Annotated in this window: 23 protein-coding genes and 1 tRNA gene; 12 read left to right on the forward strand and 12 right to left on the reverse strand. The window is 60.3% G+C overall.

The window, feature by feature from the left end; genetic code table 11:
- Positions 1-18: 18 nt before the first annotated feature.
- Both TRP66_RS16465 and TRP66_RS16470 read left to right on the forward strand, forming a co-directional pair.
- Positions 19-564 carry an acireductone dioxygenase gene (locus TRP66_RS16465; RefSeq protein ID WP_333404643.1) on the forward strand — a complete coding sequence of 182 codons (546 nt, stop codon included), beginning with the start codon at positions 19-21 and terminating at the stop codon, positions 562-564.
- 205 nt (positions 565-769) lie between these two features.
- Positions 770-1,492: a helix-turn-helix transcriptional regulator gene (locus TRP66_RS16470; protein ID WP_333404645.1), complete on the forward strand. Its 723-nt coding sequence runs from the start codon at positions 770-772 to the stop codon at positions 1,490-1,492.
- 117 nt (positions 1,493-1,609) lie between these two features.
- On the opposite strand, the gene TRP66_RS16475 is transcribed toward TRP66_RS16470, so the two are convergent.
- Positions 1,610-1,888 carry a DUF3509 domain-containing protein gene (locus TRP66_RS16475; protein WP_333404647.1) on the reverse strand — a complete coding sequence of 93 codons (279 nt, stop codon included), beginning with the start codon at positions 1,886-1,888 and terminating at the stop codon, positions 1,610-1,612.
- Positions 1,889-2,214: 326 nt separating this feature from the next.
- On the opposite strand from TRP66_RS16475, the gene TRP66_RS16480 reads away from it, so the two are divergent.
- Together TRP66_RS16480 and TRP66_RS16485 are read left to right on the forward strand one after the other, a co-directional pair.
- Positions 2,215-2,745, forward strand: coding sequence for an ankyrin repeat domain-containing protein (locus TRP66_RS16480; RefSeq protein WP_333404649.1), 531 nt, complete (start codon positions 2,215-2,217; stop codon positions 2,743-2,745).
- Between the two features lie 242 nt (positions 2,746-2,987).
- Complete coding sequence (locus tag TRP66_RS16485) at positions 2,988-3,512, forward strand: hypothetical protein (protein ID WP_333404651.1); 525 nt, start codon at positions 2,988-2,990, stop codon at positions 3,510-3,512.
- Here TRP66_RS16485 and TRP66_RS16490 read toward each other — a convergent pair.
- Positions 3,509-4,435, reverse strand: a complete 927-nt coding sequence (locus tag TRP66_RS16490; RefSeq protein ID WP_333404653.1) for a ZIP family metal transporter — start codon at positions 4,433-4,435, stop codon at positions 3,509-3,511. The two genes, TRP66_RS16485 and TRP66_RS16490, sit on opposite strands and share 4 nt — an antisense overlap.
- Positions 4,436-4,583: 148 nt before the next feature.
- On the opposite strand from TRP66_RS16490, the gene TRP66_RS16495 reads away from it, so the two are divergent.
- From TRP66_RS16495 to TRP66_RS16510, 4 genes are all read left to right on the forward strand, one after another.
- Positions 4,584-4,775, forward strand: coding sequence for a PLD nuclease N-terminal domain-containing protein (locus tag TRP66_RS16495; RefSeq protein WP_333404655.1), 192 nt, complete (start codon positions 4,584-4,586; stop codon positions 4,773-4,775).
- 198 nt (positions 4,776-4,973) lie between these two features.
- Positions 4,974-7,067, forward strand: a complete 2,094-nt coding sequence (locus TRP66_RS16500; protein ID WP_333404657.1) for an LTA synthase family protein — start codon at positions 4,974-4,976, stop codon at positions 7,065-7,067.
- A gap of 136 nt (positions 7,068-7,203) precedes the next feature.
- Positions 7,204-7,437, forward strand: coding sequence for a hypothetical protein (locus TRP66_RS16505; protein WP_333404659.1), 234 nt, complete (start codon positions 7,204-7,206; stop codon positions 7,435-7,437).
- A gap of 240 nt (positions 7,438-7,677) precedes the next feature.
- Positions 7,678-8,019, forward strand: a complete 342-nt coding sequence (locus TRP66_RS16510; RefSeq protein WP_333404661.1) for a ribonuclease E inhibitor RraB — start codon at positions 7,678-7,680, stop codon at positions 8,017-8,019.
- Between the two features lie 273 nt (positions 8,020-8,292).
- On the opposite strand, the gene TRP66_RS16515 is transcribed toward TRP66_RS16510, so the two are convergent.
- Both TRP66_RS16515 and TRP66_RS16520 read right to left on the reverse strand, forming a co-directional pair.
- Positions 8,293-8,664, reverse strand: coding sequence for a rhodanese-like domain-containing protein (locus tag TRP66_RS16515; RefSeq protein WP_333404663.1), 372 nt, complete (start codon positions 8,662-8,664; stop codon positions 8,293-8,295).
- A gap of 67 nt (positions 8,665-8,731) precedes the next feature.
- A complete protein-coding gene (locus TRP66_RS16520) occupies positions 8,732-8,995 on the reverse strand; it encodes a hypothetical protein (RefSeq protein ID WP_333404742.1) in 264 nt (87 codons plus the stop codon).
- A 281-nt stretch (positions 8,996-9,276) separates the two neighbouring features.
- On the opposite strand from TRP66_RS16520, the gene TRP66_RS16525 reads away from it, so the two are divergent.
- The gene (locus TRP66_RS16525; protein WP_333404665.1) at positions 9,277-10,005 is read left to right on the forward strand and encodes an amidotransferase; all 729 of its coding nucleotides are present in this window, start codon (positions 9,277-9,279) and stop codon (positions 10,003-10,005) included.
- Between the two features lie 24 nt (positions 10,006-10,029).
- Here the strand turns inward: TRP66_RS16525 and TRP66_RS16530 are convergent, their stop codons facing one another.
- From TRP66_RS16530 to TRP66_RS16540, 3 genes are all read right to left on the reverse strand, one after another.
- On the reverse strand, positions 10,030-11,001 hold the full coding sequence (locus TRP66_RS16530) for a magnesium and cobalt transport protein CorA (protein WP_333404667.1): 972 nt from the start codon (positions 10,999-11,001) through the stop codon (positions 10,030-10,032).
- Positions 11,002-11,118: 117 nt separating this feature from the next.
- Entirely contained in the window at positions 11,119-11,808 is a 690-nt protein-coding gene (locus tag TRP66_RS16535) for a crotonase/enoyl-CoA hydratase family protein (RefSeq protein ID WP_333404669.1), read from the reverse strand.
- Positions 11,809-11,999: 191 nt separating this feature from the next.
- Positions 12,000-12,293, reverse strand: coding sequence for a DUF6388 family protein (locus tag TRP66_RS16540; protein ID WP_333404671.1), 294 nt, complete (start codon positions 12,291-12,293; stop codon positions 12,000-12,002).
- 146 nt (positions 12,294-12,439) lie between these two features.
- Between TRP66_RS16540 and TRP66_RS16545 the strand changes: the two genes are divergently transcribed.
- Complete coding sequence (locus TRP66_RS16545; RefSeq protein WP_333404673.1) at positions 12,440-12,760, forward strand: EthD family reductase; 321 nt, start codon at positions 12,440-12,442, stop codon at positions 12,758-12,760.
- A gap of 132 nt (positions 12,761-12,892) precedes the next feature.
- Entirely contained in the window at positions 12,893-13,051 is a 159-nt protein-coding gene (locus TRP66_RS16550; protein WP_333404675.1) for a DUF6021 family protein, read from the forward strand.
- A 46-nt stretch (positions 13,052-13,097) separates the two neighbouring features.
- On the opposite strand, the gene TRP66_RS16555 is transcribed toward TRP66_RS16550, so the two are convergent.
- The 3 genes from TRP66_RS16555 to TRP66_RS16565 all read right to left on the reverse strand — a co-directional run bounded on the left by TRP66_RS16555 (position 13,098) and on the right by TRP66_RS16565 (position 14,621).
- Positions 13,098-13,475: a c-type cytochrome gene (locus tag TRP66_RS16555; protein WP_333404677.1), complete on the reverse strand. Its 378-nt coding sequence runs from the start codon at positions 13,473-13,475 to the stop codon at positions 13,098-13,100.
- A 153-nt stretch (positions 13,476-13,628) separates the two neighbouring features.
- Positions 13,629-13,718, reverse strand: a tRNA-Ser gene (locus tag TRP66_RS16560).
- A 153-nt stretch (positions 13,719-13,871) separates the two neighbouring features.
- Positions 13,872-14,621: a 3-oxoacyl-ACP reductase family protein gene (locus TRP66_RS16565; RefSeq protein WP_333404679.1), complete on the reverse strand. Its 750-nt coding sequence runs from the start codon at positions 14,619-14,621 to the stop codon at positions 13,872-13,874.
- A gap of 162 nt (positions 14,622-14,783) precedes the next feature.
- On the opposite strand from TRP66_RS16565, the gene TRP66_RS16570 reads away from it, so the two are divergent.
- On the forward strand, positions 14,784-15,338 hold the full coding sequence (locus TRP66_RS16570; protein WP_333404680.1) for a cysteine hydrolase family protein: 555 nt from the start codon (positions 14,784-14,786) through the stop codon (positions 15,336-15,338).
- An 11-nt stretch (positions 15,339-15,349) separates the two neighbouring features.
- On the opposite strand, the gene TRP66_RS16575 is transcribed toward TRP66_RS16570, so the two are convergent.
- Together TRP66_RS16575 and TRP66_RS16580 are read right to left on the reverse strand one after the other, a co-directional pair.
- Complete coding sequence (locus TRP66_RS16575; protein ID WP_333404682.1) at positions 15,350-18,085, reverse strand: DEAD/DEAH box helicase; 2,736 nt, start codon at positions 18,083-18,085, stop codon at positions 15,350-15,352.
- Between the two features lie 67 nt (positions 18,086-18,152).
- Positions 18,153-18,677: a CsiV family protein gene (locus TRP66_RS16580; RefSeq protein WP_333404685.1), complete on the reverse strand. Its 525-nt coding sequence runs from the start codon at positions 18,675-18,677 to the stop codon at positions 18,153-18,155.
- Between the last annotated feature and the right edge of the window lie 2 nt (positions 18,678-18,679).

Consider the following 18,679-nt stretch of genomic DNA (forward strand, 5'->3'; position numbering starts at 1 on the left):
CAGTCGAGGAGGGCTGCCATGAGCACCCTGTTTGTGTACCACGTTTCCAGCCCGCAAGTACCCGACAAGATCCTCACGAACCGGGAGGACATCGCTTCTACCCTGGCCGATCACGGCGTCAGGGTCAGCCGTCTGCAGGTCACGGCGCCCGTCAGGCCGGGTGCTTCGGAGCAGGACGTGGTCGAGACACTGCGCGGTGACATCGATCGTCTGATGGCCGAGCCGGGCCATGACGCGCTCGATGTGATCAGCGCCGATGGCGGCAGCGGGGCGGCCGGGCCGGACACGCCCCTTCAGGAACAGGCGCTCGCGGTGCCGCAGACCCTGTGGATGGTCGACGGGCAGGGACTGTTGAGTCTGCATGTCGGCGACTACGTATATGCCATCCTGTGCGAACGCCATGACCTGGTATCCGTGCCCGGCGGAGTGGGCCACTGGTTCGACAGTGGCGAACGTCCCCGGCTATGTGCGTTGCGGATGTACAGCGGCTTACAAACGCAGTCACTGGCGTCGGCGAGTGACGGGTTCGCATCGAGGTTTGCGCGGCTGGACGACCTGGCCTGACCCTGGTCGAAACATTTCTGCCTCCGGTTGCCCTGTATTTGTAAGGAGTTTCCCGGACTTCAGTGCGAAACAGCCTGTTTATTCGTGTGTAAATCCTGTTTGTTTCATTGCATGTATTTAAACGAAATTATTCGTGTAAGTTCTGCGCCGTCGACCCCCCCCCTCATCGGATCAACAGCGGTTCGGGGTCGCGAAGGAGCGGCAGATGTGCAGTGCCAGAACATTCAATGCAACGATGGATTTACTGATACAGCAAATGGTGAGCAGTCTTACGGAAGTCGATGGCAGGGTGTCCATCGAAAACGCCCTGCGCTGGCTGATGAGAGAATGCGACAGTCAGCGCGCCATGTTCTACCAGTTCAGGGGTTCGATATTGCTGACCCTTGTCACAGTCGGGGTCGACGATTGCTGGGAGGAGCACTTCGAGCGCGAACGTCTGGTGTCGGAAGATCCTGTCATTCGCTACTACCGTAACAACATGGGATTCGTCGACTGGCGTGAAGCGCTTCGTCAATACGCGCCTCCCTGTGGCTACGAAACGATGGTCGAGTCCTGTGGACTGTTGCCCGCCTTGTCGTATGGCTATACCAGCCAGAGCCGCGGCAGTCATGACGTGACGTCAGTGTGTACCCTCAACGCGCTGCAACGGACGCTGACGACGCAGGATCGGTATCTGATCACCAGTCTGATGCCGGTATTGCATCTGGTGGGCCGGGGCACTCCTTTGCGTTCCCGGAGTCTGACTGCCAGGGAGCTGGAGATTCTGCAGTGGGCTCGGGAGGGCAAGACCGCCTGGGAAATCGCTCTGATTCGACAGGTATCGGAGTCGACGATCAAGTATCACTTCAAGACTATCTACGGAAAACTGGGTGTGGCCAATCGTGCTCAAGCGGTGGGAGAAGCCTTGTGCCGAGGGCTGATTCGGTGAAAAAAAGAACCGCGAATCGACAGAGCGATCGCGGTTAGCAGGGAGAGAGCGGGGGAGATCCATCTACCGCCCCGGTTACGGGGCGGTACGGTCGACACTGGCGGCAGGCCGGGGTCATTAACGAGTGTGGTAAGTCGGCAGATCGAAGCGGTGCTGGCTTTGCAGCATGGAAATGGCTGGCAGTTCACAGGCCTGGGCTGCGAGGTCTCGGCGAATGGCGCTGATAACCCATTCGAGCTGAACCGGAGTGTGCAGTTGAGCGTAGGAGACAGAGCGGCGGATCTGCTTGCCTTCATCGTTACGCAGGCACAGCAGCACGCCGCCGTCCGGACGGGCCTGGGTGGTGACTTCGTAGTCGGAAAAGACGGAAGCGAATTTTTCTTGGATGAAAGTCATGTCTCAAAGGCTCCATAGCTCAATGGGATAAAAGCGTGCAGAGACTATTGCAGTGACTGTGCCAATTTCGGCTGCTAATAAAATCCTTACAAATCAATGATTTAAAAATTCAGTCAAAATGGAGTGTCGTGCAATTTGCATGAAGCCCTGTGGCGTGCACTGCATTTTGCCGGTTGTCGTATGAGCGTCGAAGCTGTGCGAATCGCTTAGGCAGGAATCTATCGAGCGGATAGCTTGACCCGTGCCGGGCGGGCAGGAAGACTGGCAGTCATCGATAACGCGACAGGCTGTTCCTGATTCAGGATGAACGCCCCAAGGAGTGACACATGAGCGACACCCCGAACAACGGACCGGCCGCCATGACGGACGACGAGGCCATAGAGTTTGCCGAGCAGGTGATGAACGTCGCGCGCCAAGGCGATGCCGGGATGCTGGATCGTCTGCTGGAAAAAGGCCTGCCGGCCAACCTGCGCAATCACAAGGGCGACACGCTCCTGATGCTTGCCAGCTATCACGGTCATCAGGACGCGGTGCGGGTGTTGCTCAGGCACGGCGCCGATCCGCAGATCGCCAACGACAACGGCCAGATGCCGATTGCCGGGGCTGCGTTCAAGGGCGATCTGGCCATGGTCAGGCTCTTGATCGAAGGCGGGGCGCCGGTCGATGGCGCGTCCGCCGATGGCCGGACGGCATTGATGATGGCTGCCATGTTCAATCGCACGGCTATCGTCGATTACCTGCTCGAACAGGGTGCCGATCCGCAGGCGCGCGATGCGCGTGGCCTCAATGCGTTGGGCGCCGCCCAGACGATGGGCGCGGTCGAAACGATGGAGCAGTTGGCCAGGCTGGCCGGCTGACGACTGCCGCAAACCACCGAGACGGCACTGATAGAGGCGCGAAGGTTTTTACGTTATCCTTCGCGCCTCTTTTTTGTTACCCCGCTCAGAGGGTGTTTACAAAATGGCTGCACTCGGCAATACGGCGTTGAAATCGGTCTCAAAATGCTCATTTACTCCATGTAAACTCCGCTTTTTCGACCGATTTCGCCTTGTCTTGCCTTCGCTCGCCGATTTTGTAAACACCCTCTCAGGAACGCCTCATGATCGACAACCTCATTGAATTAATCAGCAAAATCAGTTCGGGTTGCATGGGCGACGAGGAGATCAGGCGAATCGCTGACGAGGCCGCGCAGGCCTACGCCGACCCCGCGGTTTTTCTGAGCGCCAACCCCGACATCAATTACGACGACACTTTCCCGATTCCGCTTGGCGAGTGGGTAGTAGTGGGCAGCCTGCCCGAAACCGTGCTGTTCCAGGCCGACACCTATATGGAATTGTTCGAGCAGATCGTGCAGTCCTTCGGCAAGGACGTGCCCTTCAATATCAAGCCCCGGCAACTGGCCAAGGTCGAACCGCGGGTGGCGCTCAACCGGATTCAGATCCAGCTGAGCAGTATGAACAAGGAAATGGGCGGCTATGTGCTGATGAACTTCAGCCAGCCGCTGGACGACGAGCTGCAAGCGGTGCTCGTCTACGGCAACGACGAGGCGCGGGTGCTGGAGCTGGCCGGCGAGGTTGGCATTCATGCCGCCCCCGCGCTGGCGAGTCTGCGCGCGGCCGACTAGCCCAGCGCAGTATCAAGAAACATCATTACCGCGAAGCCGCCCATGACACCCAGGGTGGCGGAGGTCTGGTGGCCGTTGCGATGCGTCTCGGGTATCACTTCATGGGACACCACGAACAGCATCGCGCCGGCCGCCAGGCCCAGGCTGAGCGGATAGGCGATCGCGAAGCCGCTGGAAATACCCAGCCCGATCATCGAACCCAGTGGCTCCATCAGGCCTGAACCCACGGCGACCAGCATGGCCTTGAGTGGTGACAGGCCGGTAGCGCGCAGTGCCAGGGCGATCGCCAGACCTTCGGGAATGTCCTGAATGGCAATGGCGGTGGTCAGTGGCAACCCCACGTTCATGTCGCCACTGGCGAAACTGACGCCGATCGCCATGCCCTCGGGAAGGTTGTGCAAGGTGATCGCCAGAACGAACAGCCAGACCCGGTTTATGCGCTCCGAATGGGGACCCTGACGACCGACGCTTTCGTGTTCGTGGGGAATGAACCTGTCCAGGCCCAACATCAACAGCACGCCCAGACCCAGCCCGGTCACCACGGTAGCCGCCGCGAGCGGGCCGGTGCCGGTGATTTCGCGGGCAGCGGCCAGGCCGGGCAGAATCAGCGAGAACGAACTGGCCGCCAGCATCATGCCGGCCGCAAAGCCCAGCATAATGTCCTGGGTGCGCTGCGCGATATCCCGAAAGGCGATGGCCATGATCGCGCCCAGCGCTGTCGCACCGAAGCCGCCCAGCCCGCCCAGTATGGCGTGTTCCAGGTTGACCTTGTTCACGCCGAAGAATGCGTTGTACAGACTGGCGACGCCCAGGCCCAGCAGGGTCAGCATCACGACGGCGAATCCGAGACTCACCAGCGGGCTGTTCTGAGCCTGGGCATACCATGTCGCCAATAACGTTCGGGGTTGGGCGGGTGTTTGCATGAGAGGTGTCACCTGTCTCGAATGGCGAAGGCTGATGAATGAAGATGTCGACTCAATTTCCGAACATTAAAGCAGCCGGTTGGTTCAACGGAACCCCTCATGGCACACGGCGATCATACGAGCACAATCATCGTTCGGGGTTACTATCATGGGGTCCACTTTCAACAGCCTTGTCGGTCTGATCATTCTGGCACTGGATATCTGGGCGATCATCCACGTGTTGAAGAGTGGCGCCGAAACCGGGATCAAGGTTCTCTGGGTGTTGCTCATCGCTCTGCTGCCGGTGCTGGGTCTGATCATCTGGGCGATTGCCGGCCCGCGTGGCAACGTGCGGATCTGAGCCGCGCGATCGAGGCCCGCACGCGTCCGCGGCGGGCTTGAAGCTGCCGGTTCCGGCGACAAATTTTTCACACCTGTCTGTTCAGAATTGCGCGCCACGCGCAGCTCCCTGTTATCCGTGAGGTTCCTCGTAACCCATGTGATCGATACGGTCCGCGCCTGCCTGACTCTCAACTTCTGAATCGATCGGATCACAATAATGGCTATAACGGACGCCCGGACACAACGGCACGCTGTGTCCCGACCGCACCTGATTGACGTGAAATCACATCTGGCGTACATGCTGCTCAGCGGTCTGGCGCTGATGGTGATGTACAGCCTGCTGCGCGCCGGACTGCTGGCCTACAACCGGGAAATGATCGGTGACACGCCTGCACTGACTTTCCTCGAAGCCTTCTTCAACGGTCTGCGCTTTGACCTGCGCCTGACTGTTTATCTGCTGATCCCGCTGATGCTGGCGCTGTTCAGCGCACGTGCCATGGCGGCGCGCGGCTTCTTCCGCTTCTGGCTGACACTGGTGGGCAGCATCACGCTGTTCTTCGGCCTCATGGAAATGGACTTCTATCGCGAGTTCCACCAGCGCCTCAACGGCCTGGTTTTCCAGTACGTCGAAGAAGACCTGGGCACCGTGCTGAGCATGCTCTGGTACGGCTTTCCCGTGGCACGCTATCTGCTGGCCTGGGCCGTCGTGACCTGGCTGCTGAGTCTGGTGTTCAAAGGTGTCGACCGGCTGACGCGTCCGCGTGTCGATGCAGAGCGGGAACAGGGTGCGCCACGTCCGATAGCTGGATGGCCGGTACGCGCCGGGGTGTTCCTGCTGGTTCTGGTCGTCGCCGTGATCGCCGCTCGCGGCACCTTGCGTCAAGGCCCGCCACTGCGCTGGGGCGACGCCTATACGACCGATTCCAACTTCGCCAACCAGCTGGGGCTCAACGGCACTCTGACGCTGATCCGCGCCGGCAAGGCGCGCCTGTCCGCCCACCGCGACAACGTCTGGAAAGCGACACTGCCCGACGACGAAGCCCGGCAGACCGTGCGTGACATGCTGCTCACGTCCCACGACACCCTGGTCGATGGTGACATCGCCGCCGTGCGTCGCGAATTCAACCCGCCCGCCGATAACACCCTGCCGATCCGCAACGTGGTGGTCATCCTTATGGAAAGCTTCGCCGGGCATTCGGTGGGAGCGCTGGGCAGCGATGCGAAGATCACGCCCTATTTCGACGAGCTGACCAAGCAGGGCCTGCTGTTCGATCACTTCTTCTCCGCCGGGACCCATACTCACCAGGGCATGTTCGCCACCATGGCCTGCTTCCCGAACCTGCCCGGCTTCGAGTACCTGATGCGCACCCCTGAAGGCAGTCACAAGCTGTCCGGCCTGCCGCAGTTGCTGAGCACCGGCCGCAACTTCAATGATGTCTACGTCTATAACGGCAACTTCGCTTGGGACAATCAGTCCGGTTTCTTCAGCAACCAGGGCATGACCAACTTCGTCGGGCGAGAAGATTTCGTCGATCCGGTGTTTTCCGATCCGACCTGGGGAGTCTCGGACCAGGACATGTTCGACCGGGGTGCCCAGGAGCTCAAATCCCGCGCGGGCGGCAAGCCGTTCTATGCGCTGTTGCAAAGCCTCTCCAACCATACGCCTTACGCGCTGCCGGAAAATCTTCCCGTGGAACGCGTTACCGGGCACGGTACCCTCGACGAGCACCTGACGGCCATGCGCTATTCGGATTGGGCGCTGGGGCAGTTCTTCGAGAAGGTTCGCAAGGAGCCGTACTACAACGAGACCCTGTTCGTGATCGTCGGCGACCATGGTTTTGGCAATAATCGCCAGTTGACCGAAATGGACCTGGGACGCTTCAACGTGCCGCTGCTTCTGATCGGTCCGGGCATCCAGGAAAAATTCGGCAAGCGCAGCAGCATCGTCGGAACCCAGATGGACGTCGTGCCCACGATCATGGGCCGGTTGGGTGGTCAGACTCGCCATCAGTGCTGGGGGCGCGATCTGCTTAACCTGCCCGAGGGCGACAAGGGCTTTGCCGTCATCAAACCTTCTGGAGGCGAGCAGGTCGTGGCAATCATCGAGGGCAATCGCATTCTGATCGAGCCTGTCGACATGCCCGCCAAGGTGCTGGATTACACCCTGGGCGCCACGCCAGGCGCCGAACTGGTGGAGGATGCGCCGGACGCCGAAAGCCTCAAGCGCAAGCTGGACAGTTTCCTGCAGACCGCGACCAAGAGCCTGCTGGACAATACCGCAGGTGTCGAGGCCAGCAAGAACCGCAACTGAGGTTTCGACTCTCCTGACAGTCCCCGGCGTGGCCGCCGGGGACTGTGCCTCGAAGGCAATCCCTTTGAACGAATATCCGCCGCCAAATGTCCGAATCGTGTGAGCCAGAATCACTGGCTGCCATCCGGAGACATTGATGAAACAGTGGGCCATTTCGTATCTCGATAAGGACGGTGTACAACAACGCGTCGATATTGATTTCCAGGACCGCCCCAGCGAGGAGGAGGTGGCGCGTCTGCTGCGCAAGGACTTGTTTCCGGTCACAGATGAGCTGAACCTCAATGACCTGGAAGGTCGAACCGCCGAACCGACGGTCAAGACGTTGAAGGATCAGAACAGTGTCCAGATCATTTCCATCACAGAAGTCTGAACAGACTTCGCCGCGGGTCGGCGCTGCCGGCCCTCTGGCAGCGAGCCTGCGATAGGACTACGCTGCAAAACGAGGTCTCTGTCCGGCCTCGGTCCTGTCTACACCGGCCCATCCAGCCAGGCTGGGCCCGGTGCGCTACATGCTTGATTCCCACGCCGGTTTGACCGTCGTGCAGCGGGCTCCGCAAGCCTGCACCGGAAGAGTTGAAACTCTATCTATCGTTGCATAGGAGGACGTTTCATGAGCACAGCCTATCAAGAAGACATCAGCACCACCGTACTGCGCCGCATGAAGGAAGGCGGCTTCGACTTTGCGCGAATCCACCCCATCGAGTTCTATGCCGTATTTCCGGACGAGGCCCGGGCCCGGCAAGCCGCTCGACAGTTTCGCGGCGAGTCGCTCAATACCCAGGTCAACATTCGAGATGATGGCGCCTGGCACTTGCAGTTGAGCAAGGTGATGTACGCCACCTACGACGGCATCGGTGATTTCGAGCAGGATTTTCAAACGCTCATTTCGCCTCTGGACGGGGAAGTCGAGGGCTGGGGCGTGACCCAGGAAATCCGCAAACTTCACGCTTGATTGCCAACGCCCAGAATCAGGTCAACAACAGTCCGGCCGGCTCGCTTCATCGGGGTCGGCCGGTTTTGCATGGAAATGCGGGCAAAAAAATGCCACTCAATGGAGTGGCGTAAAGGGAATTCATCGAAGAGCGGAGCAATCGCAGATCGGCGTCTCGACCCGCTGTGTCTTGCATGGCCGTAAGTATGGACGGGGAGCAGACACGCGGGAAATCGACTGTCGCTATGCCCATGATAGATTTCGGCGTAGAGGAGGATAGGCCGCCGGCTCCATTCATTCGGCGGGATCGTCCGTAATGTCATAGAGCGCGTTATGCAGCTCTTCGTAATTGCCCCCGTTGATCACGCTGAAGTAACCGGCCTGGCGCAGCTTGTCCTGGGCTCGACTGGCTTTTTCATTGGTGCTGCTGAAAATCACGAAAGACGCGTTGCGATCCACCATGACCTGTTTCATCTGGTTGACCAGGCGCAGTTCTTCCACCCGCACTGCGTTGAGCACGGTGCCGGCGTCGTATTCGCTCTGACTGCGCACGTCCACCGCCAGCCGGCCTTCCTTCAACGCGCTCACGGCCGCGGCCTGGTCGACTTCCCCGGCGACGCTCAGGGCACTGCAGGTCATGATGCCAATCGCTATCCACACACGCATGGGCCAGCTCCCTTCGATCAAAAGGTGAGGTTGGCACAGTTGTGCATCCCCTGAAAGCTTGAAATCGCTAGCCGAACAATCGGTTGAGGTTCGGCAGGATCAGCAAAAGTGTGGTTGCGAAAACGATGAGTCCTGCCTGACGTACTTTTGAACCTTTGAACATGGCTGACTGCCTTTTGTTGTTATTCCTGAGCGACTGAAGCCTGACGAACACGGCATCCGGAATCGGCGGGCTGGCTGAGGCATCGCGAAAATGAACAGGTGGCGCCGCAATGAGCGGCTGCCAGGCGCTGAAGGTGTTTTTATTGCGCCTCCCAGTTACAGATTTCACCTTAGAGCCGGCGTTGCATCTGATTTAGAACGCTTGAGACTTTTCGGAAGGCTGGAAATATAAACCAGTTATAAGCACAAGGACTGGCTGCCGCATATGTGCTGATTAGACGTCTTGCGGAGCATTCGTTAGCTGTCTACCGTTCGTCCGGGTCAGAAAGGTCTTACACCGCTTCCACACTTGGGAATGCGCGTAATACCTCGCATCTCTTGATTTGCCGAACAGCTCGCGGCAGGCTTGGGACACCGCTCTACCGTTCCTTACTTGCCTCAGGTCCCTTTATGTCGCTACGCATTTGCATCCTGGAAACCGATATCCTGCGTCCCGCGCTGGCCGAGCAGTACAAAAGCTACGGCCGCATGTTCGAAGCCCTGTTTTCCCGCCAGCCAATTGCTGCCCGTTTCGAAATCTACAACGTGATGGAGGGCGTCTACCCGCCGGAAGGCGAGCGTTTCGACGCTTATCTGGTGACGGGCAGCAAGGCCGATTCCTTTGGCACCGATCCCTGGATCCTGACCCTCAAGGAGTACCTGCTTGGCCTGTACCGGCGTGGTGAAAAGCTACTTGGTATCTGTTTCGGCCATCAGATCCTGGCGTTGGCGCTGGGCGGCAAGACCGAGCGCGCCAGCCAGGGCTGGGGTGCGGGCATTCACCACTATCAGCTGGCTCCGGCCACGCCCTGGATGAAACCGGCGGTGGACCGTCTGACCCTGTTGATCAGCCATCAGGATCAGGTGACCAGCCTGCCCCCCGGAGCCGAAGTGATCGCCTCCAGCGAATTCTGTCCGTTCGCCGCCTACCACATTGGCGATCAGGTGCTGTGTTTCCAGGGGCACCCCGAATTCATTCACGACTATTCGCGCGCGCTGCTGGATATCCTGCAATCCACGCTCGGGCCGCAACTGTACGAAAACGGCATCGCCAGCCTGGAGCATGACCACCACGGCACGACGGTCGCCGAATGGATGATGCGCTTCGTTGCCAACGGCACCGACGTCAAGGTGGCCTGAGGTCCGTATAGCGTCGGGGTTCGGTTACAGCCACCCCGACCGCTTGAAGCTGGCGAACAACGCCGTACAGCCGCCCACGATCACGCCCAGGACAATGAAGTAGCCGTAATGCCAGGTCAGCTCCGGCATGTTCTCGAAGTTCATGCCGTAGATGCCAGCGATGGCCGTGGGGAAGGCCAGGATTGCCGCCCACGCCGCGAACTTGCGTTGCACGACGCTCTGTCGGGAAGATTCCAGCAGCAGGCCGATTTCGATGGTCTGGCTGGCGATATCACACAGATTGCCAAGGTCCTCCATCTGCCGTTTGACGTGGATTTCCACGTCGCGGAAATAGGGGCGCATGTTCTTGTCGATGAAAGGGAACCTCAGTTTCTGGAGTTCTTCGCCCACCTCGACCATAGGCGCTACGTAGCGGCGCATCCGTAGCAGATCCCGTCGCAGACTGTGGATATGCTGGATGTCCCTTTCCTCAAGAGCACCGCCGAGCACGTTCTGTTCCAGCACTTCCAGTTCGGCGTGAATCGCCTCGGTGACCGGCTGATAGTTTTCGGTGACGAAATCCAGCAGGGCATAGAGCACGAAATCCTCGCCATGCTCCAGCAACAGCGGTCGGGCTTCGCAGCGCTTGCGCACCAGGCCGTAGGATTTGGAGTGGCCATTGCGCGACGTGATGATATAGCCCTTGCCGGCAAAGATGTGGGTCTCGATGAACAGCAGTTTGCCGTTCTCCCGGACCGGCGCGTAGGTCACGATGAAGAGCGCATCGCCGAAGGTTTCGAGCTTGGGCCTGCTGTGCACTTCCATGGCGTCTTCCAGCGCCAGTTCATGCAGATTGAACTGCTCCTTGAGGCTGGCCAGCTCCTGGGCATCGGGCTGCTCCAGCCCGATCCATACGAAATGCCCCGGCCGGGCCGCCCACTCGGCGCCTTCTTCGAGTGAAATGTCCCTGACTTTTCTGCCTTTGCTGTATGCCGCGGCGGCAACGACTCGACCCATGGTGTCTCGCTTCTTCAGTGAGGGCGGCGTGCCGAATGATCACGCCTCAGCTCATCAGAACAATCCTGGCTTCGGGAGTTCTAGGGCCAGATCCGGCCTGGCCGGACCGGTAATGATTCACAAGGTGTGCTGGCGGTCCAGTTCGATGGCTTTGTCGAGCGCTTCCAGCAGTCCGCGGCGAACCTTGAGCTTGGTATCGCGATGAGCGCGCATGTTCAGCTTCTGCAATTGGCGGGCGACGACCCTGGCGGTTTCCTGCAACTGCTCGGTGGTGACGACCGTGTCCAGGAAGCCTGCTGCCAGTGCGCCCGCCGGATCGAACATCTCGGCGTTGATGACCGCGCGCTGAAACGCCGACTTGCGCAACCGGTCGCGCGCCAGTTCGATGCCCGCGTGGTGCATGGTCATGCCGATCTGCACTTCGTTCAGGCCAATGCTGAACGGGCCCTCGACACCGATACGGTAATCGGACGACAGCAGCAGAAACGCCCCCTTGGCGACCGCATGCCCAGGGCAGGCCGCAACGATGGGGAAGGGGTGTGCCAGCAGGCGTCTGGCGAGCGCCGAACCTTGAGCGACCAGTTCGATCGCCGCCTGGGGGCTGGAGGTCATGACCTTGAGATCGTAACCGGCCGACAGTACGCCGGGCTGTCCGGTCAGGATCACGACGGCGCGATCCTGCTCCGCCCGATCCAGCGCGGCGTTGAACGCCACGATCAGATCCGGAGAGATGGCGTTCACCTTGCCGTTGTTCAACGTCAGGGTCGCGATGCCTTCTTCCAGGCTGTAGGAGACCAAGTCACTCATGGCAGCATTCCTTGTTATTGAAGTGTCCAGACGTTACCCAGCCTTGGGAAAACGGTAAAGCACTGACTGCTCGGTCACGGGGCTGCGCTTCGCTTTTAGCTTCAAGCTTCAAGCTTCAAGCTTCAAGCCTCAAGCCTCAAGCCTCAAGCCTCAAGCTTGCCGCTTGCCGCTTGCCGCTTGCCGCTTGCCGCTTACAGCTCAATCTCATTGAGCGCGCAGTATTCTTCCCACTCCATGCCCAGCGCCTCGGCCACCTGAGCGTGCGCTTCCAGTCGCATGCTTTTCAGCTGCTCGGGTGTTTCGGCAATCAGCTCCAGCGCCAGCTCCCAAGGCTCAATGCCCTGGCTTTCGGCTTCGTCTTCGAACGCCCACTGCGCCTGCTGCTGTTGCTCGGCCGGGCTCAGATGTTTGATCTCATCCTGCAAGTCCGGATGGCTGGCGAGGTATTTCGCAACTGCGGCCTGGTTCCAGTCCTGGGTATCCATGGCGTTCTCCTTAATTGTGGTGCCGGGCTGCGGATGCGCGCTCGGCAAAAGCGGCGATTGTGGGGCAAGCATCGCCGACCTTCCAGTGTGATATCGCCAGCGTATCGCGTTAGAGTGACGCTTAACTTCACTGTCTGGAGCACACGATGATCAAGGTCAGCATCCTTTACCCCTATCAGGAAGGCGTCCGGTTCGATCACGACTACTACCGCGACCGCCACATGCCGCTGTGTCAGGAGCTGTTGGGCGAGCATTGTAAAGGCTATACCGTCGACCGAGGGCTGGCCGGCGCTACCCTGGATACGCCGCCGCCCTACATCGCCATGTGTCATCTGTTTTTCGAGTCGCTCGAGACCTTCCAGATCGCTATGGGCGCGCATGCAGAACGTCTGAATGCCGACGTCATCAACTACACCGATTTGTTGCCGCAGGTGCAGGTCAGCGAAGTCCGGGCCGGGCGTGACTGAGGCTGGGTGCCAGGCAGCTGCTGAAGTGTCCGACCGAACGCCCGGACCCGCTCGTCAGTTTCACTGCACTCTCGGGTCTGACAGGTCTCTGACATTCACGTATGACTTATTTCCTGCACAGTTGGAGGCTTCATGACCGGCAAACCGAACAGCGAAAACGACAACGATCTGGATTTCGACCCTGAATCGCCGGATGCCGATGATCCGCAAGTCGACCCGACCGAACCGGCTAAAACGCCGGGGCGGGAAAACGACAGCGATGATCAATACCCACCTTACGACGACAAGTGATCATGCTTCGCTCCGGCTGCGGCCGGGGCGTATCCCAAGGGTCGGCTCAGTCCGCGTCGGCCTGGCTGGCTTCCAGATAGTCCAGCAAATCCTCCATGCGTTGGTCACTGCCCATCCACCACAATTTCATGCGAGTGCCAGGCACGATCTCGCTCGGGTCTTCGACGAATGCGGCAATCTTTTCCCGCGTCCAGATGATTCCCGAATCCTTCATTCCAGACGTGTAGACGTAATCGGCGTGTTGCCCCGCATGCTTGCCAACGATGCCGGTCAGCGGCGGGCCGAAGGCGTTGCGTGCCGCCGGACCGATCTTGTGGCAGCCGGAACACAGGCGGGTGAAAACGGCCTTGCCGGCGTCAGGATCGCCGGCCTTGACCTGGGTGCAGGTCAACAGAATCAGAAGGGAAAGTGCAGCTTTTCTCATCGGTGAGCCGTGACGGCAGCCTCTGCGGATATGAAGCGCGGGATATTAACCCAGTGCTGGGCAGGGAGGCACGACGCAGGTCAGTCCGCTTTGCTACGGAAACGAAAAAGCCCCGGTTCCATGGGAAGCCGGGGCTTTCGCTTACATCGAATATGGCGGTGAAGGAGGGATTCGAACCCTCGATACAATTTCTTGTATACACACTTTCCAGGCGTGCTCCTTAAGCCACTCGGACACCTCACCGTAACTCGCGACACGTTGTGTCTGTCGAGGCGCGCTAATGTAGTCGAAAGCTTTGTCGAAAGCAAAACTTTTTTTCAGAAATTTCATGCGCTTATGCTGTCAGGCCGGTTTTCCGGCGGCAGCGGGGCGTGGGGTCGCCCCGTTGCTCGGGTTTCAGGCGCCGAATCCGCCATCGATGGTCAGACTGGCGCCTGTGATGTAGGCCGCTTCGGGACCGGCGAGGTAGGCGACGAAACCGGCGATCTCTTCGCCACGGCCGTAGCGGGGCAGGGCCATGAAAGTCTTGATGAGCTGCGCGAACTCGCCTTCGTCCGGATTCATGTCGGTGTCCACCGGCCCAGGCTGCACGTTGTTGACGGTGATGCCCTGAGGCCCGAGATCACGGGCCAGGCCTTTGGTCAGGCCGACCAGCGCCGATTTGCTCATCGCATACACGCTGCCGCCGCCGAAAGGCATGCGGTCGGCATTGGTGCTGCCGATGTTGATGATGCGACCGTCTTCCTTCATGTGGCGGGCGGCTTCCTGGCTGGCGATGAACACGCTGCGCACATTGACCGCCAGGGTGCGATCCAGGTCTTCGATGGCGAATTTATCCAGCGCCGCGATCGCCAGCACGCCCGCGTTGTTGACCAGAATATCCAGCCCTCCGAAAGCATCAACTGTGCTTTGCACGGCCTGGCGGACCGCCTGTTCATCAGCGCTGTCGGCGCGGATCGCCAGAGCCCGTCCGCCGCTGGCGACGATGCTGTCCTGCAGTTCGAGCGCCTTGCCTTCGGAGCTGACGTAGGTGAAACCGACCGCGGCGCCTTCCTGGGCGAGTCGCGTGACGATGGCCGCGCCTATGCCACGGGAGCCGCCTTGTACCAGAGCCACTTTGCCGATGAGGTGTGCGTGAGCGTTCATGATGTTCTCCAGAGCCGGTTGGACAGGAGTAATCACAGTAGCAGCCGCCGGGAAAAACGCAGGTCAGTGACAATGCTGTGCGACTCGGCCAAATCAGGCTGGACGCAGAGAGAGGTTGTAAATAAGGTTATGGATTGTGCAAGGACTCACAGGTGGCTCTGGATGGACATCGACAGCAACTGCGCCCTGATCATCATCGACATGCAGCAGGGGATCAATCATCCCCGGCTGGGACGGCGCAACAATCCCCAGGCAGAGCAGCAGATGATTTCGTTGCTACAGGCCTGGCGCGAAGCCGGGCGGCCGGTCATTCACGTGCGCCATTTTTCCACCTCGCCGGAATCGGTGTTCTGGCCGGAGCAGTCCGGGGTCGAGTATCAGCCTGCGTTCCTGCCACAGCCCGGCGAGCGGGAGCTGCGCAAACAGGTGCCCGATGCCTTCTGCGGCTCCAGTCTGGAAGGCTGGTTGCGTAACGATGGCATTCGGCAGGTGTTGATCGTGGGTGTAGTCACCCACAATTCGGTGGAGTCGACAGCGCGAACCGGCGGCAATCTGGGTTTTGACGTGCGGGTGGCGCACGACGCCTGTTTCACCTTCGATCAGCCGGACTTTTTCGGAACACCGCGCTCCGCCGAGGACGTTCACGCCATGTCACTGGGCAATCTGCACGGCGAGTACGCCACCGTAGTCTCGACCGCGCAGATTCTGGAAGCCTGAAACAGGCTCGTCTATTTGCGAGCCTTCTTCGGGATGGGCGGCAAAGGCGCGAACAGCGCCTGCAGGTCTTCTTCACGAAGTTTCCAGTCACCGCTGGTCCGGCCGTCCAGCACGCCCGCGGCCAGTTCCGACTTCTCCAGTTGCAGGCGCTGGATCTTTTCTTCCACCGTGCCCCGGGCAATCATTTTGTACACGAACACCGGCTTGTCCTGACCGATACGGTAGGCGCGGTCGGTGGCCTGATTTTCCGCCGCCGGATTCCACCAGGGGTCGTAGTGGATCACGGTGTCGGCGGCCGTCAGGTTAAGCCCGGTGCCGCCGGCCTTGAGACTGATCAGGAAGATCGGCAGCTTGCCGCTCTGGAAATCATGAATGGGCGTGCGCCGGTCGCGTGTGGCGCCGGTGAGCAGGGCATAGCCCATGCCGCGTTGCTTGAGCTCCTGTTCGATCAGGCCCAGCATCGAGGTGAACTGGGAAAACAGCAGAATCCTGCGACCTTCGGACACCAGTTCTTCAATCATTTCCATCAGGCTGATCAGCTTGGCCGAGCTGCCATGCTTGCTGTTGACCGGGATGTCCTGATTGACCAGGCGCAGGTCGCAGCACACCTGGCGCAGCTTGAGCAGGGCTTCGAGAATGATGATCTGACTGCGCGCCACGCCCTTGCGGCTGATTTCGTCGCGGACCTTCTTGTCCATCGCCAGTCGCACGGTTTCGTACACGTCGCGCTGGGCGTCGTTGAGGTCCACCCAATGGACGATTTCGGTCTTGGGCGGCAATTCGGTGGCGACCTGTTCTTTGGTGCGCCGCAGCAGAAAAGGCTTGATGCGCGCATTGAGGTGTTGCAGGCGATCCCGGTTGCCATGCTTTTCGATGGCGGTGCGGTAATTGCTGTTGAACTCCTTGCTGCTGCCCAGCCAGCCGGGCATCAGGAAATGGAACAGCGACCAGAGTTCGCCCAGGTGGTTCTCTAGCGGCGTGCCGCTCAAGCACAGACGTTGCCGGGCCTTGAGCTGGCGCGCGGCCTGGGCCGCTTTGCTTTTCGGGTTCTTGATGTACTGCGCCTCATCGAGAATCAGCACGTGGAACGGCTGCTTTTCCAGCAGTTCGAGATCCCGGGGTAGCAGCGCGTAGGTGGTCAGGATCAGGTCGTAATCCTGAAGATCGGCGGCATCCTGACGTCGGTTGGCTCCATACAGGGCCAGCACCTTGAGTTGCGGGGTGAAGTGCTCGGTTTCGTCCATCCAGTTGGGAATCAGGCTGGTGGGCATCACCGCCAGCGCGGGCCGGTCCAGGCGTCCGGCCTGTTTCTCCATCAGCAGATGGGCAAGGGCCTGCAGTGTCTTGCCCAGTCCCATGTCATCAGCCAATACGCCGCCGACTTCCAGCTCTCGCAGTGCCTGCATCCAGCTCAGGCCCTCCAGCTGGTAACCGCGCAAAGTCGCGTTGAGGCCTTCGGGCAGGCTGACCGGGGCGTCCTTGATATGCACCAGACGTTCGGCAAAGTCCCGCAGGCGGTCGCCGCCTTGCCATACCAGCGGCAGATCGTCGAGTTCGGTCAGGCGCGCCGCGTCGGCGGTGCTCATGCGCAATGAGTTGCGGCCTTCCTCGCGCCAGTAGAAGTCGCCCAGGGTCGCCAGCACCGGCTTGAGCCGGCCGTAGGGCAGGGCGATCTGCACCGGACCGCCGCCGCTCTGGGTGAAGTGGTTGAGTTGCACCAGCAGTTGTTCGTCGTCGCCGCGCCGGGCGACGGCCGCGGGGCTCATCAATTCCGGATGGCTGCGGATCAGGTTGATGAGGATCGGCAGCAGGCTCAGGCGCTCGCCGTTGACGATGATGCCCAGTTCCAGGTCGAACCAGTCGCGCTCATTCTCGTCCTCGATGACCGCGTACCAGTCCTGCACGGGGGTGACGTCGAAGCCGAAGTCGTCGTGTATCTCGATTTCCCAGCCCTGCTCGCGCAAGGTCGGCAGATCATTGAGCACGAAATGCAGCCAGGCCTTGTCATTGGGCAGCTCGTACATATCGCCGGCGCTGTCGGGCAGGGCCTTGCTCTGGCGCGTGGCGACCTTGAAACCCAGGTCGCTCAACTGCTGGCGCAGCAGGCGTTCCTGCTCGCCCTGGCGGCGGATACGCAGGGTCTCGGTTTCGGTGTGCTCGATGATGTCGCTCTTCTGATTCACCAGGTCGCTGCCCAGCGAGCTGACCAGAATACTGACGTTGGTCGTGCCTGTCGCGTAGTGCTTGCCATAGGCGAAGGCCAGCGCCGCGCGGTGCTGGGTGTGCCGCTGCATGCGGCCATTGCGCGGTTCGTAGGCGGTGTACTCGATGCTGGCCAGGATCAGCCGCGGCACCGGCTTGATGGTGTCGACCAGACGTTCCGGCAGGCGCGGTATGGCCGGCGCTTCGGGCTCGCGTTCTTCACCCAGCGCGGCCTGCAGCTGCGATCGGTTTTCCGGGGCCTGCAGGAAGAACATCGCCGCCGCGCAATGCTTGCATTCGTTGCGGACCGGACAGGTGCATTTGCATACCAGGAAATTGCGATAGCGGTCCGGGTCCTTGAACATCAGGGTCTGGGTATAGATTTCCAGTCCAGAGCCGCGGCACGCGGTACGAATGATCTGCGGGCTGGAATCTTCGAGCACGATGCGCTTTTGCCGCGCATAGTCATACCCGCGTTCAAGCGTCTTGGATGTGAACAGCTCTGTCCAGGCCGCGGCCAGGACTTTTTCGAGAATGGACGACACAGTGTTGGAAAGCCCTACGCCGTAGCGATGCTCAAAAGAAAGGGAGCGCCATGGCGCTCCTGGAAACCTACAGAGGAGAAATCCGGACCAGCAGCGCCAGGCTGCCGTTGTCCAGGTACGTCAGTTCACCGTTCCTGACCCGTACGGTCTGTTTCATCCGTTCGCTGCCGGCCAGAACGCCATGGGCGTCGAGCTGATTGACCCAGAAGTCTGCGGCAATGTCAGTGAAGCGCGCCAGCGCAATGCTGATGGTGCCTTCGATAGGGAAGTGTCCCAAACGTTCCTCGCCACCGGTGACCGCCATGGCAGAGGGCTGCTCCCCCAGCGTCTGGCGCCAGGCGCGCTGCAACAGCACCTGATAGTCGCCGCTGTCCTGCAGGCGGGACGCAACGTCATTCATGGTAGGGCTGCGTTCGTTTTCGGGGCCTACCCTGGGGGCGCCGGCATCCCAGTCCTCGGGAGCGAACTGCCGGGTGGCCGGTGGCTCGCCGTTCTGGCGGAACAGGATCATCTCGACCTGATACGAGCCGTCTGCGAAGGCGGCGGGTGCGACAAGCGTCAACAACAACATCAATGAACGAAACAGACGCATGA

It is taken from the genome of Pseudomonas sp. JDS28PS106 (genome assembly GCF_036706555.1).
Taxonomy (GTDB): Bacteria; Pseudomonadota; Gammaproteobacteria; order Pseudomonadales; family Pseudomonadaceae; genus Aquipseudomonas.

What these genes read in the sequence shown, in the direction of transcription:
- TRP66_RS16540 (WP_333404671.1), bottom strand. Translation starts at nt 12,293, where the DNA reads ATGGATACCCAGGACTGGAACCAGGCCGCAGTTGCGAAATACCTCGCC.
- TRP66_RS16475 (WP_333404647.1), bottom strand. Translation starts at nt 1,888, where the DNA reads ATGACTTTCATCCAAGAAAAATTCGCTTCCGTCTTTTCCGACTACGAA.
- TRP66_RS16465 (WP_333404643.1), top strand. Translation starts at nt 19, where the DNA reads ATGAGCACCCTGTTTGTGTACCACGTTTCCAGCCCGCAAGTACCCGAC.
- TRP66_RS16525 (WP_333404665.1), top strand. Translation starts at nt 9,277, where the DNA reads ATGTCGCTACGCATTTGCATCCTGGAAACCGATATCCTGCGTCCCGCG.
- TRP66_RS16515 (WP_333404663.1), bottom strand. Translation starts at nt 8,664, where the DNA reads ATGCGTGTGTGGATAGCGATTGGCATCATGACCTGCAGTGCCCTGAGC.
- TRP66_RS16530 (WP_333404667.1), bottom strand. Translation starts at nt 11,001, where the DNA reads ATGGGTCGAGTCGTTGCCGCCGCGGCATACAGCAAAGGCAGAAAAGTC.
- TRP66_RS16555 (WP_333404677.1), bottom strand. Translation starts at nt 13,475, where the DNA reads ATGAGAAAAGCTGCACTTTCCCTTCTGATTCTGTTGACCTGCACCCAG.
- TRP66_RS16565 (WP_333404679.1), bottom strand. Translation starts at nt 14,621, where the DNA reads ATGAACGCTCACGCACACCTCATCGGCAAAGTGGCTCTGGTACAAGGC.
- TRP66_RS16495 (WP_333404655.1), top strand. Translation starts at nt 4,584, where the DNA reads ATGGGGTCCACTTTCAACAGCCTTGTCGGTCTGATCATTCTGGCACTG.
- TRP66_RS16580 (WP_333404685.1), bottom strand. Translation starts at nt 18,677, where the DNA reads ATGCGTCTGTTTCGTTCATTGATGTTGTTGTTGACGCTTGTCGCACCC.
- TRP66_RS16570 (WP_333404680.1), top strand. Translation starts at nt 14,784, where the DNA reads ATGGACATCGACAGCAACTGCGCCCTGATCATCATCGACATGCAGCAG.
- TRP66_RS16510 (WP_333404661.1), top strand. Translation starts at nt 7,678, where the DNA reads ATGAGCACAGCCTATCAAGAAGACATCAGCACCACCGTACTGCGCCGC.
- TRP66_RS16480 (WP_333404649.1), top strand. Translation starts at nt 2,215, where the DNA reads ATGAGCGACACCCCGAACAACGGACCGGCCGCCATGACGGACGACGAG.
- TRP66_RS16550 (WP_333404675.1), top strand. Translation starts at nt 12,893, where the DNA reads ATGACCGGCAAACCGAACAGCGAAAACGACAACGATCTGGATTTCGAC.
- TRP66_RS16470 (WP_333404645.1), top strand. Translation starts at nt 770, where the DNA reads ATGTGCAGTGCCAGAACATTCAATGCAACGATGGATTTACTGATACAG.
- TRP66_RS16545 (WP_333404673.1), top strand. Translation starts at nt 12,440, where the DNA reads ATGATCAAGGTCAGCATCCTTTACCCCTATCAGGAAGGCGTCCGGTTC.
- TRP66_RS16500 (WP_333404657.1), top strand. Translation starts at nt 4,974, where the DNA reads ATGGCTATAACGGACGCCCGGACACAACGGCACGCTGTGTCCCGACCG.
- TRP66_RS16490 (WP_333404653.1), bottom strand. Translation starts at nt 4,435, where the DNA reads ATGCAAACACCCGCCCAACCCCGAACGTTATTGGCGACATGGTATGCC.
- TRP66_RS16505 (WP_333404659.1), top strand. Translation starts at nt 7,204, where the DNA reads ATGAAACAGTGGGCCATTTCGTATCTCGATAAGGACGGTGTACAACAA.
- TRP66_RS16535 (WP_333404669.1), bottom strand. Translation starts at nt 11,808, where the DNA reads ATGAGTGACTTGGTCTCCTACAGCCTGGAAGAAGGCATCGCGACCCTG.
- TRP66_RS16485 (WP_333404651.1), top strand. Translation starts at nt 2,988, where the DNA reads ATGATCGACAACCTCATTGAATTAATCAGCAAAATCAGTTCGGGTTGC.